12 protein-coding genes are annotated in these 18069 nt (G+C 37.4%); 7 read left to right on the forward strand and 5 right to left on the reverse strand.

Features of this window, described 5'->3' with window-relative positions; translation table 11 throughout:
* The first annotated feature begins 316 nt into the window (after window positions 1-316).
* From QM491_RS20560 to QM491_RS20580, 5 genes are all read left to right on the forward strand, one after another.
* Window positions 317-883: a YceI family protein gene (locus QM491_RS20560; protein ID WP_283329410.1), complete on the forward strand. Its 567-nt coding sequence runs from the start codon at window positions 317-319 to the stop codon at window positions 881-883.
* 326 nt (window positions 884-1209) lie between these two features.
* Window positions 1210-3081, forward strand: a complete 1872-nt coding sequence (locus QM491_RS20565; RefSeq protein ID WP_283329411.1) for a M61 family metallopeptidase — start codon at window positions 1210-1212, stop codon at window positions 3079-3081.
* 68 nt (window positions 3082-3149) lie between these two features.
* Window positions 3150-3881 carry a hypothetical protein gene (locus QM491_RS20570; RefSeq protein WP_283329412.1) on the forward strand — a complete coding sequence of 244 codons (732 nt, stop codon included), beginning with the start codon at window positions 3150-3152 and terminating at the stop codon, window positions 3879-3881.
* Complete coding sequence (locus QM491_RS20575; protein WP_283329413.1) at window positions 3868-5490, forward strand: S8 family serine peptidase; 1623 nt, start codon at window positions 3868-3870, stop codon at window positions 5488-5490. The genes QM491_RS20570 and QM491_RS20575 overlap by 14 nt, the downstream gene beginning before the upstream one ends.
* 451 nt (window positions 5491-5941) lie before the next feature.
* On the forward strand, window positions 5942-8278 hold the full coding sequence (locus QM491_RS20580; RefSeq protein ID WP_283329414.1) for an alpha-L-rhamnosidase-related protein: 2337 nt from the start codon (window positions 5942-5944) through the stop codon (window positions 8276-8278).
* Between the two features lie 342 nt (window positions 8279-8620).
* Here the strand turns inward: QM491_RS20580 and QM491_RS20585 are convergent, their stop codons facing one another.
* Complete coding sequence (locus QM491_RS20585; RefSeq protein ID WP_283329415.1) at window positions 8621-9988, reverse strand: DUF4369 domain-containing protein; 1368 nt, start codon at window positions 9986-9988, stop codon at window positions 8621-8623.
* Window positions 9989-10270: 282 nt separating this feature from the next.
* Here QM491_RS20585 and QM491_RS20590 point away from each other — a divergent pair, with 282 nt between their 5' ends.
* On the forward strand, window positions 10271-10837 hold the full coding sequence (locus QM491_RS20590) for a TetR/AcrR family transcriptional regulator (RefSeq protein WP_283329416.1): 567 nt from the start codon (window positions 10271-10273) through the stop codon (window positions 10835-10837).
* 148 nt (window positions 10838-10985) lie between these two features.
* Here QM491_RS20590 and QM491_RS20595 read toward each other — a convergent pair whose 3' ends face one another.
* The 3 genes from QM491_RS20595 to QM491_RS20605 all read right to left on the reverse strand — a co-directional run bounded on the left by QM491_RS20595 (window position 10986) and on the right by QM491_RS20605 (window position 14443).
* Complete coding sequence (locus QM491_RS20595) at window positions 10986-12287, reverse strand: aminotransferase class V-fold PLP-dependent enzyme (protein ID WP_283329417.1); 1302 nt, start codon at window positions 12285-12287, stop codon at window positions 10986-10988.
* 476 nt (window positions 12288-12763) lie between these two features.
* The gene (locus QM491_RS20600; protein WP_095167487.1) at window positions 12764-13165 is read right to left on the reverse strand and encodes a septal ring lytic transglycosylase RlpA family protein; all 402 of its coding nucleotides are present in this window, start codon (window positions 13163-13165) and stop codon (window positions 12764-12766) included.
* A gap of 294 nt (window positions 13166-13459) precedes the next feature.
* Window positions 13460-14443 (reverse strand): aldo/keto reductase, encoded by a 984-nt coding sequence (locus QM491_RS20605; protein WP_283329418.1) that lies wholly within the window; start codon window positions 14441-14443, stop codon window positions 13460-13462.
* Between the two features lie 390 nt (window positions 14444-14833).
* On the opposite strand from QM491_RS20605, the gene clpB reads away from it, so the two are divergent.
* Window positions 14834-17434 carry an ATP-dependent chaperone ClpB gene (gene clpB / locus QM491_RS20610; RefSeq protein ID WP_283329419.1) on the forward strand — a complete coding sequence of 867 codons (2601 nt, stop codon included), beginning with the start codon at window positions 14834-14836 and terminating at the stop codon, window positions 17432-17434.
* A 78-nt stretch (window positions 17435-17512) separates the two neighbouring features.
* On the opposite strand, the gene QM491_RS20615 is transcribed toward clpB, so the two are convergent.
* Window positions 17513-18064 carry a hypothetical protein gene (locus QM491_RS20615; protein WP_283329420.1) on the reverse strand — a complete coding sequence of 184 codons (552 nt, stop codon included), beginning with the start codon at window positions 18062-18064 and terminating at the stop codon, window positions 17513-17515.
* Window positions 18065-18069 lie beyond the last annotated feature (5 nt).

Here is an 18069-nt window from a genome sequence, read left to right on the forward strand (position 1 = left end):
ATTACACTTATAATCAGACTTTTGACTTCTTTTCTTTTAATAATTTTATCCTTAAAGATTCTCTAACATGTTATAGCAGTCGTTATTATTTAACCGCTATAATCTATTTAGCCTATTTGTCAACTATGAGAAAAATATCGCTGTATATACCGATATTTTAGGCTTATAGCTAAATTTTAGAAACCCTTAAATTTATTTTTTTAAGTTGGATACAATTCAGCAGTTTAATCATTGAAACTGTCAAATTATCTTTTTCAATTGCAAATTATTTTCTTTTTATACTTTATCTATTTTAACCCCAAAAACTTTCATTACCATGAAAAAAATCAGCCTTCTCTCTTTTCTTTTAGTAGCTTCATTAAGCACATTTGCTCAAAAATGGTCAGTAGATAAAGCACACGCTAAAGTTGGCTTTAGTGTTGTACACATGATGCTTTCGGATGTAGACGGTTCATTCAAAAAATTTGATGCTTCTATCACTTCTTCGAAAGATGATTTTTCTGATGCTACATTTGAATTCACTATCGACGCAAATACAATCAGCACAGATAACGATATGAGAGATGGACACCTCAAAGGCGATGGTTTCTTTGATGTAGCCAACTTTCCAAGTATCACATTCAAAAGTAATTCTGTACAAAAATCAGGCGCAAAAACTTTGAAAGTAGCTGGCGACTTGACTATGCACGGCGTAACAAAACCAGTAACATTTGATGTAACATTGAATGGTCTTGGCGAAAACCGTCAAAAGAAAAAATTAGCTGGTTTCAAAGTTGTAGGTACTATCAAGCGTTCTGACTTTGGTGTTGGTGGCAAAACTCCTACAGCAGTAGTTAGCGACGAAATCGAATTGAAAGCAAACGGTGAATTTGTTCAAAACTAATTGATTCAGATTTTCTAGAAATATCAACTGCGCTAGTGTTTAAGACCAAAACACTAGCGCAGTTTTTTTATATAGTAAAAACTTAATACTTGAGGACTTCCTCAGGACTAGCGATAATCACTCAACCCTCCTCCACTCATCACACGATACGACGTTTTGACACAATCTATCCTTCTCAAAAAGCAATAAACGCCCAGAATCTTGTATATTTGGGCAAAGCGCCCTTAGCTAATACTTTCTGAGTTCATACAACATGCACATACAAATTCCGTTGTAGGAACAAATTGAGCCTTTGTTCGCTTCAAGAACTTTAATTTTTTTATTCAATGAAAAAAACTATTTTGACGCTCTGCGCACTCGTTATGTGTGTTGGGTCTTTTGCGCAAAAAGTTACCCAAAATGCTTCGTATCAATTCTTTGTTGACTTAACTACTGTCAAAAATGATAAACTAGAAGTATCATTAATTGCACCTAAAATCAATAAGGACGAAATCACGTATAATCTCCCAAAGATTGTTCCTGGAACTTACGCCAACTATGACTTTGGTCGTTACATTACAGACTTCAAAGCTTTTGACGCTGCTGGTAAAGCCCTCAAAGTAGAAAAGCTTGACAAAAACAGTTATAAGATTGCTAAAGCTAAAAGTCTTTACAAAATCACTTATTTGGTAGATGACACTTGGGATTCTCCCGAAATCAGTGGTGAATATGTATTTGAACCTGCGGGTACGGATATTGAAAAGGATACTTTGTTTGCTGTTAACACACACGGTTTCTTTGGCTATTTCGATAATTTGAAAAACGTAACCTACAACGTCAATTTCTCGAAACCAAAGGGCTTTTATGGTGCTACGTCGATGATTGCAAGCAAAAGCGATGCAAGCAGTGATTTGTTTTCGGCAGGTAATTACAATGATTTGGTAGATGCACCAATCATGTATTCAAAACCAGATACTACAGTATTGAAAGTAGGTGGCGCAGATATTTTGATTTCGGTGTATTCTCCCAACAAAAAAGCAACTTCTGCTGAGATTGCTGCCAATGTCAAAACGTTGTTGGAAGCACAAAAAGAATATTTGGGTGGCACTTTGCCCATCAAAAAATATGCGTTCTTGATTATTTTGTCAGACAATTTGAAAAATGGTAGCTATGGCGCTCTCGAACATTCGTATTCGTCTTTCTATTATTTGCCAGAGGCTTCTGCCGAAGAACTTTCTCAAACAGTTAAGGACGTTTGTGCTCACGAGTTTTTCCATATTGTAACGCCATTGAGTATCCACGCTGAAGAAATTGGCAACTTCGACTTCAACAAACCAAAAATGTCTAAGCATTTGTGGATGTACGAAGGTATGACCGAGTATGCGGCAGGTCACATGCAAATCATGTACGACTTGATTCCTTTGGGTCAATATTTGAATATGCTTCGTAACAAAATCAACAATATGTATGATCGTTACGATGAAAAAGTGCCATTTACCGAAATGAGTGCTGATGTGTTGGAAAAATACAAAGACCAATATCCAAACGTGTACGAAAAAGGTGCTTTGATCGGCTTGTGTTTGGATATCAAACTACGTCAGCTTTCGAAAGGAGCTTACGGAACACAAAATTTGATGCGTGATTTGTCAAAATATTACGGTAAAGAAAAGTCATTTAAAGACCCAGAATTGTTCGACAAAATCACGGAGATTACTAAATTCCCGGAACTTCGTCAGTTTTTTACAAAATATGTAGAAGGCAATCAACCTCTACCACTAGAGGAAATCTTCCAAAGTGTAGGGATTGAATTCCAAAAAGAAGCAAAAGTTCGTGAGAAATCTATTGGCGTATCAGTTTACAGCCTAGGACTCAATCAAGAATCAAAAGCGATTTATATCCTCGACGACGAAGGAATTGATGCTTTCGGCAAAAAATTAGGATTGAAAGCTGGTGACGAATTTGTTTCCTTAAATGATAAAGCTTTAGATTTGGCTAACTTCCGTAATACACGTATGGACTTTATGCAAAATGCCAAAGAAAACGAAGCAATCAATATAGTTGTGATGCGCAAAGAAGGAGACAAGAAAGTCGAAGTAAAACTTTCAGCGCCTTTATTTATTCCTGAAATTATTGAGAAAAACTTGCTTAAACCAGTAGCTAATCCAACCGAAGCGCAAGTGACTTTGTTGAAAGCATGGTTGTCGCCAGCAAGTAAATAATCATTGACTTTTGCTATTTAATTAGCTATTTTCAAGTCTAGCATTTCAAACAATGCTAGACTTTTTTTATGCAAAAAATCTACCCTATCAAATGCCCAAAACTATCAGATAGTTATTGGATTCGAGGCTTACATTTCTTGGTTGTATCCTTTTTTTATGCCTGTTCATCTTCAGATTCGGTAGACTTCAAACCTAGCACTTTAGTCACAAAAGACTACCTAATGCAAGAAAAAGGGCAGTTTTGCATTTTTTCAGTTCGTCAAATTTCTTATTCGCTCAATCAAAAAGCAACAGAAACTCTTTTTATCGAAAAACATATAGTTATCGACCATCCTGTTGACAACGAAGGTGTACTGATTGCTATTTTTCGTAAAAACCAAGAAAATGCAAGTTGGATTGAAACTGGCAGAAAATTGGTAGTTTTACAGAATAGCAAAATAATAGAGATTCAAAGCAACCAAACACAGTGTATCTTGGTCAATCCAATTGAAGTTGGAACCCAATGGAATTTTCAATTATATAATCAAACAAAAGCACAGCAAGCCCAAATTATTCGCGTTCTACCTCAAGTTATCTATTCAAACAAAACGATTTCAAATCTGGTAGAGGTTGAATTGTTTAAAGATTCGAGTGCTTTAAGTTTACAAAAAAAGCAAGTCTTCTTGGCACCAAATTGGGGCGTTGTTTTCTCAAAAGAATCAAATGTTTCTTATTGTTATGAAGGCAATTGTTTGGGCAAAGGACAAATCAACTATGGAACAGTTATCACTTATGATTTGATAGATTATGGCAAAGAATAAACTTTTTTTACTACTTTTTCCCTTCTTATTTAGTCTTTCAAGCTTGGGACAAGGAGCTCTTAAATATTTGGTTTTATTAAAAGACAAAAATAATTCCCCCTATCAAGTCTCTCAAGCTAGACAATTTTTGTCGGCTCGTGCTATTGATCGGAGAGCCAAACAAAATATTGCTATCAATACGCAAGATTTTCCTGTAAATACCACCTATATCAATCAAATCAAACAAACGGGTGCCAAAGTTTGGTACACTTCTCGTTGGATGAACGCTGCTCTTGTCGAAGCCACTCCAGAAGAGCTAACACAGATTTTAGCATTAAATTTTGTAAAAGGGTTAGAAGGAAAAGGGGCATTAAGAAGCTATGCTAGTATGCTTTCGGCTGCCCGAAGAGTATCTAAATTTGCGATGGAGGATAGCCCAGCTCCGACAGGTTACGGGTTATCCGAAACTCAAAACCTTATGCTCGGCGTAGATGCCATGCACAATCAAGGTTTTCAAGGGCAAAATATGTTGATTGCGGTGTTTGATGCAGGTTTTACAGGTACCAACACAATTCCTGCCTTTAGTCATTTATTCAACAACAACAGGGTGATTCAAACGTATGATTTTGTCGAAAACAATACATTTGTCTATAACTATCACTCACACGGCACCAATGTACTGTCATGTATGGCGTCTTTACAAACTGGAAGAATGATTGGCACTGCACCAGAGGCGTCTTATGCACTATTCAGAACCGAAGACGACGACAGCGAGTCGATTTTGGAAGAGGTCAACTGGCTTATTGCTGCCGAGCGTGCCGATAGTTTAGGTGTAGATTTAATTAATTCTTCTTTAGGATATACTGAATTTGACGATGCCAATACCAATCATACCTATCAGGATATGAATGGCAAAACAACCATTGCCGCCAGAGCAGCCAAATGGGCTGCGCAAAGAGGTATCATTTGTACTATCAGTGCGGGCAATGAAGGCGCAGATACTTGGAAGTATATCTCTACCCCTGCCGATGCCGACTCGATTATTGCGGTTGGAGCGGTTACAAGCACACGTAATGTTGCATCATTTAGCTCACGCGGACCCAGTTCTGATGGAAGAATTAAGCCCGACTTATCGGCTATGGGGCAAAGTGTTGCCGTACTAAATACCGCTGGAAACGCTACAGTTTCTAGTGGCACTTCGTTTTCTTCTCCTATTCTTTGTGGAATGGTAGCAGGGTTGTGGCAAGCATTGCCTAATAAAAAAGCTCAGGAAATTATTCAATTATTGAAAGAGACAGCCAGTGACTATAGCGCACCAAACAATACAATTGGTTATGGTATTCCTAATTTTAATATTGCTTATCTAAAGGCACAAATTCCCTTATTTGAAGGCATTTCTTTGGCATTTCCTAATCCGATTAATGACCAGCTAAAAATAGCTTTATCTGATTTTTCCACTCAAAAAAACTATAACTATCAAATTTTTGACAGTCAAGGAAATGAAATATTACAAGGTAGTATTTCAAATGCAATTACTTTTATCAATAGCTCCAACTGGTCAAAAGGCATGTATATTCTCAAACTTACGGTCAATCAACAAATCGTAGAACATAAAATCATCAAGCTATAAGTAATCGTGCAGAATAAGATTTAAGTTATGTATTTAGGCACTAGGCAACAGGCACAAGGCACAGAGTGTTAAAATGTTTTTTATTACCCACAACCATGCTTTTTCCCAAAACCCACCGCCGAAAGCTGTTAACTGAAAGCCCCAAGCATAATCTTAAATTTTATTTTACCTACTAACTTAAGTATTAATGCAAAATAAAATTGCATTAATACGCTTTAAGCTGTAAGCCGTAGGCATTAGGCAAAAGAGCTTAAGTTATTTCATGAGAAATTCATTTCAACTTTTAGCCTACAGCATAAAGCCTAGAGCTTTATGCCGTGTGAATAAGTAAAGCTTTTTTACCTACGGCTTACTGCTTAAAGCGTATGAATGAATTCTGAAATCGGGGAGTATTTTTCAATCTATCCAAAGATTTTTTTATATTTATCGGATGTTTATCCCCCGCTATAGCATGAGGTCAATATTATACAAAAGTCTTTGTTTTCTTGCTGCCATCATTTGTTCACTCTCTTCTCTAGCACAGTTTCATCGCGAAGCTCGATGGATTAGTGTGACTGAACCTCAAAAAGCAAATCAGTGGATTTGTTTTAGAAAAAAAATTACCCTCAAAAAAGCCATGGCAACAGCCATGACCAAAATCGCCGTAGATTCCAAGTATTGGTTATGGGTCAATGGGCAATTGGTAGTACGTGAAGGTGGACTCAAACGTGGTCCTAATCCACAAGATACCTATTATGACAATGTGGATTTAGCCCCGTATTTGAAAGCTGGAGAAAACACTGTCGCTATTTTGGTTTGGTATTTTGGCAAAAAAGGGTTTAGTCATAACAGCTCTGGACAAGCAGGACTCCTATTTGATTTACCTACGCCAAGCGGTAGTAATTGGGTTAGTAATGCCTCTTGGCTTTGTAGAGTTCATCCTACTTTTGGAGAAACTCAAGCTCCATTTCCTAATTATCGCCTAGCCGAATCCAATATTTATTTCAATGCCCAAACTGATATTGAAGGTTGGTTTGAACCAAAATTTGATGACTCTCATTGGGAGTCTGCCAGTGAAATGGGTGCTGTTGGAGACACTCCTTGGAATAATTTAATTGAAAGACCTATTCCACAATGGCATTATAGTAGCCTACAAAACTATATAAACACCCCTCCTCTCCCACTCAATAGCCTTGGTGATACGCTAGCCTTACAACTTCCTAAAAATCTAGCCATCACTCCTTATTTTAAAATTGAGGCAAAAGCTGGGCAAAAAATTGATATTCGTACCGACAACTATTATGGTGGTAGCGAACCTAATCTTCGTACTGAATATATTACCAAAAATGGTGTACAAGAATTTGAAAGTCCCGCCTATTTTAATGGTCATACAGTCAAATATTTTTTCCCAAAAGGTATCAAAATTTTATCTGTTCAATACCGAGCCACTCGCTACAATTATGAAATTCAAGGAGATTTTACTTGTAATGATGCTTTTTTGAATAAACTAAAAGAAAAAGCGCTGACTACGCTCAACCTCAATGTACGAGATGTCATATCTGACTGTCCTGACCGTGAGCGTGCTCAGTGGTGGGGCGATGTGGTAATCAATGAAGGAGAAATGTTTTACTACTGGAATCAAGCAGGGCATCAATCTCTACAAAAAGCTATTCGTGAGTTAGTAGCTTGGCAAAAGCCCGACGGAGCGCTTTTTTCCCCTATTCCTGCGGGCAATTGGGATAGAGAACTTCCTGCCCAAATGTTGGCTAGTATTGGCGAATATGGCTTCTGGAACTATTATCGATATACGGGTGACTCGGCACTGATTGCTGAGGTATATCCTGCTATCAAAAAATACCTTTCACTTTGGGAGATAGATGAAAATCACTTAGTAAAACATCGAACTGGTGGCTGGATGTGGCACGACTGGGGACAAAATGTAGATGTAGCACTACTGGATAACGCATGGTATTATTTGGCAATGAAAGGACTATGCAAAATGGCACATTTGTTGGGTTTAGAGGAAGATGTGGCAGCGTATGCTTATCAAATGCAAGAAATGAAAGATGCTTTTAATGAGACCTATTGGCGCGGTAATTTCTATAGAAGTCCCAACTATAAAGGCATTACTGATGATAGAGGCAACGGTCTGGCAGTAGTAGCAGGTCTGAGTAGCCCAGAACAATATGGCTCCATTAGCTTATTCCTGAGTCAGGAGTTGCATGCAAGTCCATACATGGAAAAGTATATTTTGGAAGCATTATTTCTGATTGGGGAAGATAAAAAAGCTATTGCTCGTATGAAAACCCGTTACAAATCTATGGTCAATAGTCCTATTAGTACCCTGTGGGAAGGTTGGGAACTCAACAGCGCTACTTACGGCGGTGGCACTTACAATCATGGTTGGACTGGTGGTCCAGCAACTCTTCTTTCGCAATATGTAGCAGGTATTAGTCCTTTGACAAATGGTTTTAAAACTTATAAAATACAGCCCCAAATAGGCATTCTGACCTCAATAAAGGCACAAGTGCCCTGTCCAGCAGGTTTGATAAAAGTAAATATTCAAAACACCCCTCAACAATTTACACTAAACACAGAGGTACCAGTAGGCATGCAAGGAGTCATATCAATTCCGATTTTAACCGATATTTATTCCGAAATTACGTGTAACGGAACTGTGATTTTTGCTAATGACAAATACATTAATGCCCTGCCATGGCTAGACTTAGTACCTGGCAATGAGCATTATTTTAATTTTGAAGTAAAAAATGGTGGGAAGATAGTTTTTGTGGCGAAGAATAAGAAGTGAGGGATAAGGCACATAGTAGCAAAGATGCAGAGTGGCAAAGGCACAAAGTAGCAAAGGCACAAAGTAGCAAAGGCACAAAGGGAGTAATTTATACATTTTCCCTTTGTGCCTTTCTTTGTTACTCTATACCTTTGTGCCTATTTTTTCTTCCTCTTCTCCTCAGCATTAATTAATTTCAAATATGGAGGGAAAATTGTTTTGTGGCGAAGAATAAGAAGTGAGGGATAAGGCACATAGTAGCAAAGATACAGAGTGGCAAAGGCACAAAGTAGCAAAGGCACAAAGGGAGTAATTTATACATTTTCCCTTTGTGCCTTTCTTTGTTACTCTATACCTTTGTGCCTATTTTTTTCTCTTCTTCTCCTCAGCATTAATCAAATTCAGATACTGTTCTGTATCCAATTTCTTGTTGGCTAGTATTTTATAATTTGCATCTAGCAAAAATACATTAGGGTACGTTTGGGTATTATAATCATTGGTAAAGTCAATACTTGAACTATTGTCGTAGCCATGAATAAACTTTTGTGCTTTAAAATCCTTGATAAATTTCTTCCAATCCTTTTTATCTTTTTCTTGTCCGCGCACCCCACAAGCCATAAAAACTTTTACGCCTTTTGCTTGTAATTTGGGATAATCCTCCACTAACTTTTTGGTTGTTTCTTGACAATGATGACAATTGGGGTCATAAATCATAACCAAGATATACTTTGATTTGGTTTGATAAAGACTTACAGGCCTTCCAAGAGTATCACTCATTGGTAAATCTTTGAGTGTATTACCAATCAGCACTTTTTTCATACGGTAAACATATTCAAAGTTTCGTAATACTGTAGCCGAATCCCAAAGTGCCGCATTACGAATCATATATTTTTCGGCTACATGGGTGTACACAGCCTCTTTGCCTAAATATTCAGTAGAAAGGAATTTCTGGGCAATTTTACTAAATACATACTTTCTTTGATCTGATTTGGGAGGTGTTCGGTCAAGTAATTTGTCAGAAATCTTAATCAAAGTATCTGGCGAATAAGGACCTTCAACTATTTTGAGATAGCTTTCCAAAACTGGTCCAAGAAATGGCGTTCGCATCATGCGTTCGTCTTCAAGGGCTACATTATCAAAATAATGTTTGAGCAAATATTCATTGTGTCTAATCGTATCTTCAGCTGTAGGTTTGGCAGGATATGGCGGTGGTATTATCTCTGTATTGATCCGAACAATATTAGCAGCCAGAGATTCTTGCCCATATTTCTGAACAAATGCTTTTTTAAAGGCATCAATATCGGCTATTAACTTAGGGCGTTCGTTGGCAGGGGCACTTTGAATTTTAGCTCCTTTTTCATTGACTGTTCTCAAAAACTCCGCAAACTGACGAGCTTCTTCAGAGCCAACAATTTCCATTTTTCCGTATAAATCAGACTTATCGGTGTTGACACTAAAGTTTTGAGACGTAATTAAAAAATCGAATATCCTCTGATTACCTTGCACCAATATATAAAACCCTAAGGGTAAATCTTTTTTACCTTGAAATAGGATTTTTCCATCACTATTTGCTTTTGCAGTATCCAAAGCCAAATAGCTTTTTTCAAAGCCATTAACCAAATAAAATGTAGAATCTCTCAGCCCTTTTATCTGTATCTCAATACGATGTTGTGCATTCAGTTTAGCTGTCATTATGCCCAAAAATAAAAGGCATATTATCCATCTCTTCATTCTAATATTAAGTTTTGTTGAAAAACGAATTTACATAATAATCTTGTTTGTACCTTATGATTAACAAAAGATTAACACGTTCATGTTGCATTTTATCATGATTTGATAATGACCTTGACAAAGGTAATATGGTATAAAAAATATAAAAAATTGTAGGATTCAAACTATGATTTACCATTTAATAAACTCTAAGGCATTTTTTGCAATTATGCCCCCTATTCTCAGCTAAATACTTGTAAATTAGCTCAATTAATTTTTTCTAAAACTATCTTGCCATCAAGTATGCCTATTCAAAAAGTTACTAAAAATGAGATAATAGCCAAAGCCCTAAACGTGTTCAGTAATAAAGGTTACCACAACACTTCTATGTCAGACCTTGCAGCGGAAGTTGGTCTGCTAAAGGGAAGCTTTTATCATTACTTTATTAGTAAAGAAGAATTAATGGTGCAAATTCTTGAGAGTATTGATTATGAGTTGAAAAGCAACGTTTACCCTCTAGCCCAGCACAAACAATATCCTGCCTCTAAACGAATGAAGTTGTTTATGAAAGGATTAAGTAAAGTAATTGTGCACAAAAATGGAGGTTGTATTTTGGGAAATACAATTTTAGAAACGGCCAACATTTACCCGTCGTTTCGTGTATTACTCACTACTATTATGGATGGAATCATCCAAAGCTTTACTTCTATATATCAAGAGCTTTATACACAAGAACAAGCCCATATATTGGCACAACAAACCCTTATGGAGTTAGAAGGTGCCATTATGTTCTCTAAACTATATAGTAATCCGAGCATATTTCAGGATTTTCAAAAACGAATGATTCAGCGCGTCGAAACTGATTCATAGGTATTCTATTTAGTCAAATACTCCATTTACTAATCAGGCATCAAGCTTTATCAAATGCTTGATAGCGCAATTTTACACTATTATATCTCAAAATTTTATTGGCTATTGTTTCGTTAATCTTACAAGATTAACCAGATATTTCTTTGTCCTAAGGTTTTGTAGGAAGTGCCGAAGCTATTTCTTGTATTACCCTTACTACCTTTTCCATGTCTTTGATAGGCGTATAAATATGAGGGGTTACTCGCACTCCTATTATATTTTCCCAAGTAACAGGCGAGGTATAAATTCTTCCCTTTTTCATCAATGCTCCATGCAATTCCGAGGACGTCATTCCTTTAAATCCTATAAGAGCTATTGCCCCCGAAAACTCAGATTTTAGAGAGGTCTGAGTATAAAAATTTGGCAAATCCAAACAGCGAGTCAGCAGATAGTTTTTGAGATATTGTAATCTTTTTTGGATTCTTAGGGTACCAATAGCATTATGAAAATTGACAGCATGTCCTATTGCCATTTCTATCGGAAATGAGCGAGTTCCAAGTCCTTCAAATTTTCGAATGTCGTCTTTCAAAGGATTATCTGAAGGTGTATGTGTCCACAAGCTAGCAATATGTTCTTTTTTGACCCAAAGTAAACCTGTTCCAAAGGGTGCACAAAGCCATTTATGCAAGCTTGCACCCAAATAGTCACAACCTAAGTCAGGGATTTTAAAATCGATTTGTGCAAAAGTATGAGCAGCATCTACGACAACTTTCACTTGAGGATTTTTCTTTTTTACTGCCTCAGAAATGGCTTTTACGGGTAATAACTGTCCAGTCCAGTTAATCATGTGAGTAACATGAACGATTTTGGTATTAGACCCTACCAAATCAACATATCTTTTGACTAATAAATCTTTATCCTCACAAGGCAATGGGTTATGATTGACATACTTGATAATAATTCCTTCTCGCTTTTCACGCTGTCGCCAGCCATGAAGCATATTCGGATAATCCTGCAAGGACATGACTACTTCGTCTCCTTTTTGTAAATCTAAACCCAAAATAATCGTATCTAATGCCTCTGTTGCATTGCGGTTAATTGCTATTTCATCAGGCAAACAACCTGCTAAATCTGCCAATTTGCTACGAACAGCCTCACGATTTTCATCCAAAATTCGCCACATATAATAGGTTGGCGCTTCATTGCTTAGCTTGTTATAATGAGTAAGGGCGTCTTGTACCATAATAGGTTGTGGACTCACCCCAGCATTGCTCATATTAATCAAATTAGGCGAAGCAGAAAAAGCCAACTGAATTTGAGCCCAATAATCCTCGTCGGTCGTAACATCTTTTTCGGGTGCGTAGCTAAGAATACGTTGGAAATTTTGATGAGTTGCTTGACTGGCAAAAGGTAAGGCAGATAAGCCGCCTGTACCAAGTACAAGGTTTTGTAGAAAATTTCGTCTTTGCATTTTTCAGTTTATTGAGTTTGAGGTAAGAAGGTTTAGCTTAAGCACAAAGGCACAAAGGCACAAAGGCACAAAGGCACAAAGGCACAAAGGCACAAAGGCACAAAGGCACAAAGTGTTTTATCTCAGTATTTTGGGAAGCATCAAGCCAAATCCTTCCTAAATTTAACACACTATCGTTGATATTTGAAGATTTGATAATTTGAAAATTAGGAAAAGGGATTCTATCTATGTTAAAATCAAAAAATCCCCTCACAACAACTCCTCACCTAACCCATCAACCCTGTCCCCTAACCCCTATTTCCCAAAACACACTTTGTACCTCTGTGCCTGATCCCTTTGAACCTCCAAACAAAAAACTCCTTAACTAACCCCTCTCCCCTATCCCCTAAACACACTTTGTGCCTTTGTGCCTTAAAAAAACAAAAAAAATCCTCATACCCGAAGATATGAGGATTCATAGAAGGAAAAGATTGTTCCTAATTGCGAGCACTTGCATAAAGTGCATTTGGAATTTCTTGTTTAGAGAGGACCCTAACACGTACATTACCTATACCTCGTCTAACTATTCCAATTTTTTTGGCAGCCGCATAACTCAAGTCTAAAAGTACTTTTCTTCTATGCGGGCCTCTGTCGTTTACACGTACCACAGCCTTTTTGCCGTTGGATTTGTTGGTTACTTCCAACAAGGTACCATAAGGCAAACTACGATGAGCTGCTGTGTAGCCATTATTTTTGTAGCGTTCGCCACTTGAAGTCCGTCTGCCGTTGAATTTACGAGCATAAAACGAAGCTTTACCCTGAAATGACCGTGCATCTTTTGCTACAATTGATAGTGAAATTACACTACAAAAAATAAGCAATAAAATGGATTTTACCATGTCTATTTTTTGGATGATGGACTACAAAATTACGGTAAAATCCTGTCATTTACAAGCTTGCACAATACTTGTGAGTTTACGGCATTGTACTTTATTGATATACATTTAACTTTTTTCTATTTGAGTAATTTCTTTGATTAGTACAAAAAATAGGCTATCTCGACGGATAGCCCAATTTTTCAAGAAAACCAACAGATACTTTTTCTTTAGCAAAAGGCATCTAATTTTTCTAAAAAAAATATTTCTAAAAAGCCAATTTTAACAAATATTAACAAATTTCAACCCTCAAGTTGGCTAGTATTTGCCACGAATCGCAGGCTTAATTTGGGTATCATATACCTCTCTCAAAGCTGTATGAATTTCGGCAGATAAAGGTTGTAAATCACTTGAGCTTACGTTTGACTCTACCTGCGAGATTTTGGTAGCGCCAGGAATAACTGTTGTAACAGCTGGATGATCCAGAATCCAACGCAACGACCATTGTGCCAAACGCTCATCTGGCATAAGATTTCCTAGGCTCTGAGCAAATTCTACACCTTGTTCAAAAGCCACTCCTGAAAATGTTTCACCAACATTGAAAAACTCACCATTGGCATTATAATTACGATGGTCTGTGGCAGCAAAAGCCGTATTCTTGGTATATTTTCCACTCAAAAGCCCGCTCGCTAGAGGCACACGAACAATCAATGAAACGCCTTTTTCTTGAGCTTTAGCAAAGATTTCGTCCGCAAGATGTTGACGGAATAGATTAAAGATAATTTGTAAAGAAGCCAAACCTTCCTGCTCCAAACAAATAAGTGCCTCTTCGGCCGTCTCGACACTTACCCCCCAGTATTTGATTAAACCTTCACATTGAAGTTTTCTCAGAGAGTCAAAAACATCTCCTTTTTGTAATTCTTCGGTTGGGATACAGTGTAATTGTTCCAAATACAACTGTTCCAATTGAAGGTTTTGAAGAGATTCTTCTACATGGCGTTTGATGGCCTCATAGGTAAAATTTTGTGGCCAACCATTACCATTATCTCCTCGTCTTCCTAGTTTGGTCGCTACGTAGATTATTTCAGAACGGGTTTTCAAAAACTTGCCAATAACTTTCTCACTAATACCGCCACCATATACATCGGCTGTGTCGATAAAGTTACCTCCTAAATCCACAAAGCGATTAAGAATTTCGAAGGCAGACTCTTCGGTTACATTTCCCCAATCGGCACTGCCTAACTGCCAAGTACCAAGACCGATTTCACTAATAAGTTCTGTTTGAAATTTTCTGAGTTGCATGATGATTAATTGTGAATGAATGATTTAGTGATATTGTTTAATTGTAAATGAGCGAATGGTGAATTGTGAATGTAAATTTTCAATTAATTACCAGTGCTTATAATCATGAGTAATCGTGCCAAATAACAGTTTGTAAATTTTTATTGTAAAATACAGATATTACAAAATACAATCGCAATTCAGTATTAATACTAAAATTTATTCCCCTACAAATCTAAAGACAATATGACATTATAAATGCTGATTTGGGGGTATTCTACTGAAATTTTGGCTGATAAAAATTCTCTAAATATCTCAAAACAAGACATTTTTTCCGATTATACGGATTGGATTCATATTTGATAAATAATTAGCTAATAAAACAAATCAGGACAAAACAAAACTACTGATATGAACTTTAATAAATACACCACCAAAACCCAGGAGATTATCCAGCAGGCAGCTACGATTGCCTCGGGTAATGGTCAGCAGGCCATCGAAGCGGGGCACTTGCTGAAAGCGATTCTTGAAGAAGACGGCAATACTTCGGGCTTTTTGTTGAAGAAAATGGGTGTGAATGAAAATATCCTATTGACCAAACTTGAAAGTATTGTTAACTCCTATCCAAAAGTATCAGGCGGACAACCTTATTTGGCGAATGACGCCGCCGCTGCTCTGACAAAAGCCGAAAACTTATTGAAAGATTTTGATGATGAGTTTGTCAGCGTAGAAATACTTTTGATGGGTTTATTGTTAGGAAAGGACTCCGTAGCTACTTTATTGAAAGATAGTGGCTTCAAAGAAAATACACTCAAATCAGCGATTAAAGAACTTAGAGGTAACACCAACGTGAAAGACCAAAATGCAGAAGCAACCTATCGTTCACTAGAACGATATGCTCGTAACTTAAATGAATTAGCCAAATCAGGAAAAATCGACCCAGTGATTGGTCGTGATGAAGAAATTCGTCGTGTTTTACAGATTCTTTCTCGCCGTACCAAAAACAACCCAATGTTGATTGGTGAACCAGGCGTAGGTAAAACCGCTATCGTAGAGGGCTTAGCACAAAGAATCGTATTGGGCGACGTACCCGAAAACCTTCGTAGCAAAACGATTTATACCCTAGATATGGGCTTGTTGATTGCAGGTGCCAAATACAAGGGTGAGTTTGAAGAGCGTTTGAAGGCTGTTATCAAAGAGGTAACCGACGCAGAGGGTGAAATCATCATGTTTATTGATGAAATACATACCTTGATTGGCGCAGGAGGCGGTGGCGATAGTGCTATGGATGCGGCCAACTTGCTCAAACCAGCTTTGGCGCGTGGCGAATTGCATGCGATTGGTGCAACTACGCTCAAGGAATACCAAAAATATATTGAGAAAGACAAAGCACTCGAACGTCGTTTCCAAGCCGTAAACGTTGGTGAGCCAGATGTGACAGATGCCATTTCTATCTTGAGAGGTATCAAAGAGAAATATGAACTTCACCACGGGGTACGTATTCAGGATGATGCAGTAATTGCAGCGGTTGAGCTGTCAAACCGCTATATTTCAGATCGTTTTTTACCTGATAAAGCCATCGACTTGATGGACGAAGCAGCCGCAAAAATGCGTATGGAAATTGATTCTGTTCCTGAAGAAATTGACGACTTACAACGCCGTATCATGCAACTCGAAATTGAAAGAGAAGCGATTCGTCGTGAAAATAATAAAGAGCGTGAAACCATTATTAGTCGTGAATTGGCAGAATTGACTGAGAAAAAGTCTGGTTTAATGGCCAAATGGCAATCCGAAAAATCGGTGCTCGATAATGTTCGCAAAATCAAAGAAGATATTGATCGCTTGAAATTAGAGGCAGAGCAAGCAGAACGTTCTGGCGATTATGGTAAGGTAGCAGAGATAAGATATGGTAAATTACTTGAGGCGGAAAACAAGCTCAAAGAGCTACAAACCCCGAAAGTAGAAGAAAACACCATGCTTCAGGAAGAAGTTACAGCTGAGAATATTGCCGAAGTTGTAGCGAAATGGACAGGGATTCCTGTATCGAAAATGATGCGTGCCGAACAAGAAAAACTCTTGCACATGGAAGAAGAACTAGGCAAACGTGTAGCTGGACAAGAGGAAGCGATTGAGGCTATTTCAGATGCAGTACGTCGTTCACGCGCTGGTATGCAAGACCCTCGCCGTCCGATTGGTTCATTTATTTTCTTGGGTACAACAGGGGTTGGTAAGACCGAATTAGCCAAATCACTTGCTGATTATCTATTCAACGATGAGAATGCGATGGTCAGAATCGATATGTCTGAGTACCAAGAACGCCATGCGGTAAGCCGTTTGATTGGAGCACCTCCAGGATACGTAGGTTATGATGAAGGTGGACAGTTGACCGAAGCTGTGCGTCGTAAACCTTACAGTGTAATTTTGCTCGATGAAATCGAAAAAGCACACCCAGACGTTTGGAATATCCTTTTGCAAGTACTAGACGACGGACGTCTGACTGACAATAAAGGACGTATTGCCAATTTCAAGAATACGATTATCATTATGACTTCAAACATTGGTAGTCATATTATTCAAGAAAAATTGGGAGAAATGGAAGGGTGGAATGACCATATTGTTTTAGAAAAAGCCAAAGAAGAAGTCATGAGCTTATTGAAACAAGTGGTTCGTCCAGAGTTTTTGAACCGTGTGGATGAAATTGTAATGTTTGAGCCACTTTCTAAAAACAACCTTCACAAGATTGTTGAAATACAGTTCAAACAAATACAAGACCGTTTGAAAGAACAGGGTATCACTCTGGAAGCTACCGACGAAGCCTTGACTTTCTTAGCTGAAGAAGGTTATGACCCAACCATGGGTGCTCGTCCACTCAAGCGTGTATTGCAAAGAAGAATTTTGAACGAACTATCAAAACAAATTCTTGGTCATTACGTAAGCAAAGATTCTATTGTGATGATGGAATTGGGCGAAGATAAATCATTAAAATTCTCGAACGTTACAGTCGAGGTTTAAGTCAAATAGTTGGTTGAGGAGAAAAAAGGAGACTACAGGGTTGTGAGATGGGTTGTGTGGTGGTCTCCTGTTTTATTTTTAAGTTATCCAAGGTAAAAATTCAGAAGCTTTATCTTTGGTTAATACTAAAAAAGACTTAATACCAAATAGTTTTGCATAAGAACCAAATTTAGACTTATATTTTGTATTGATATTAGTAATATATGTAGAGTCTGCATCAATCCAATTAATAATTGACAAAAGCTTAATCTTAGTTGTAGAAGAAATCTCAAATGGGGAACATTGTTTAATTTCCCTACCATTTTTCGTGTCAAGTAATACTGACATGAACATACAAACTGAATCTACAGACTTTTTCAGAAGATTTTCAATCCTGTAATTTGAAATATTCTTTTTAATCTTTTGTATTTGATCTGGAGTGAAGCTAGGGTCAGTTTCCTCATTTAATAAATTATTCCTCCAATCTTTGAGTTCAATCAAGTATAAAATATCATTTTGTTGGTCAAACCAACAAAAATCCATTTCAGCAAAATTATTTTGGTTTTTCTTATACCAATCACACTGACCCAATCTAAAATAATTCTCATCTGGGAAATTTAATGTAATGTTACTTTCTGTAAAACTAGGCATAAGAT

The organism is Flectobacillus longus, assembly GCF_030056705.1.
GTDB classification, from domain to species: Bacteria; Bacteroidota; Bacteroidia; order Cytophagales; family Spirosomataceae; genus Flectobacillus; species Flectobacillus longus.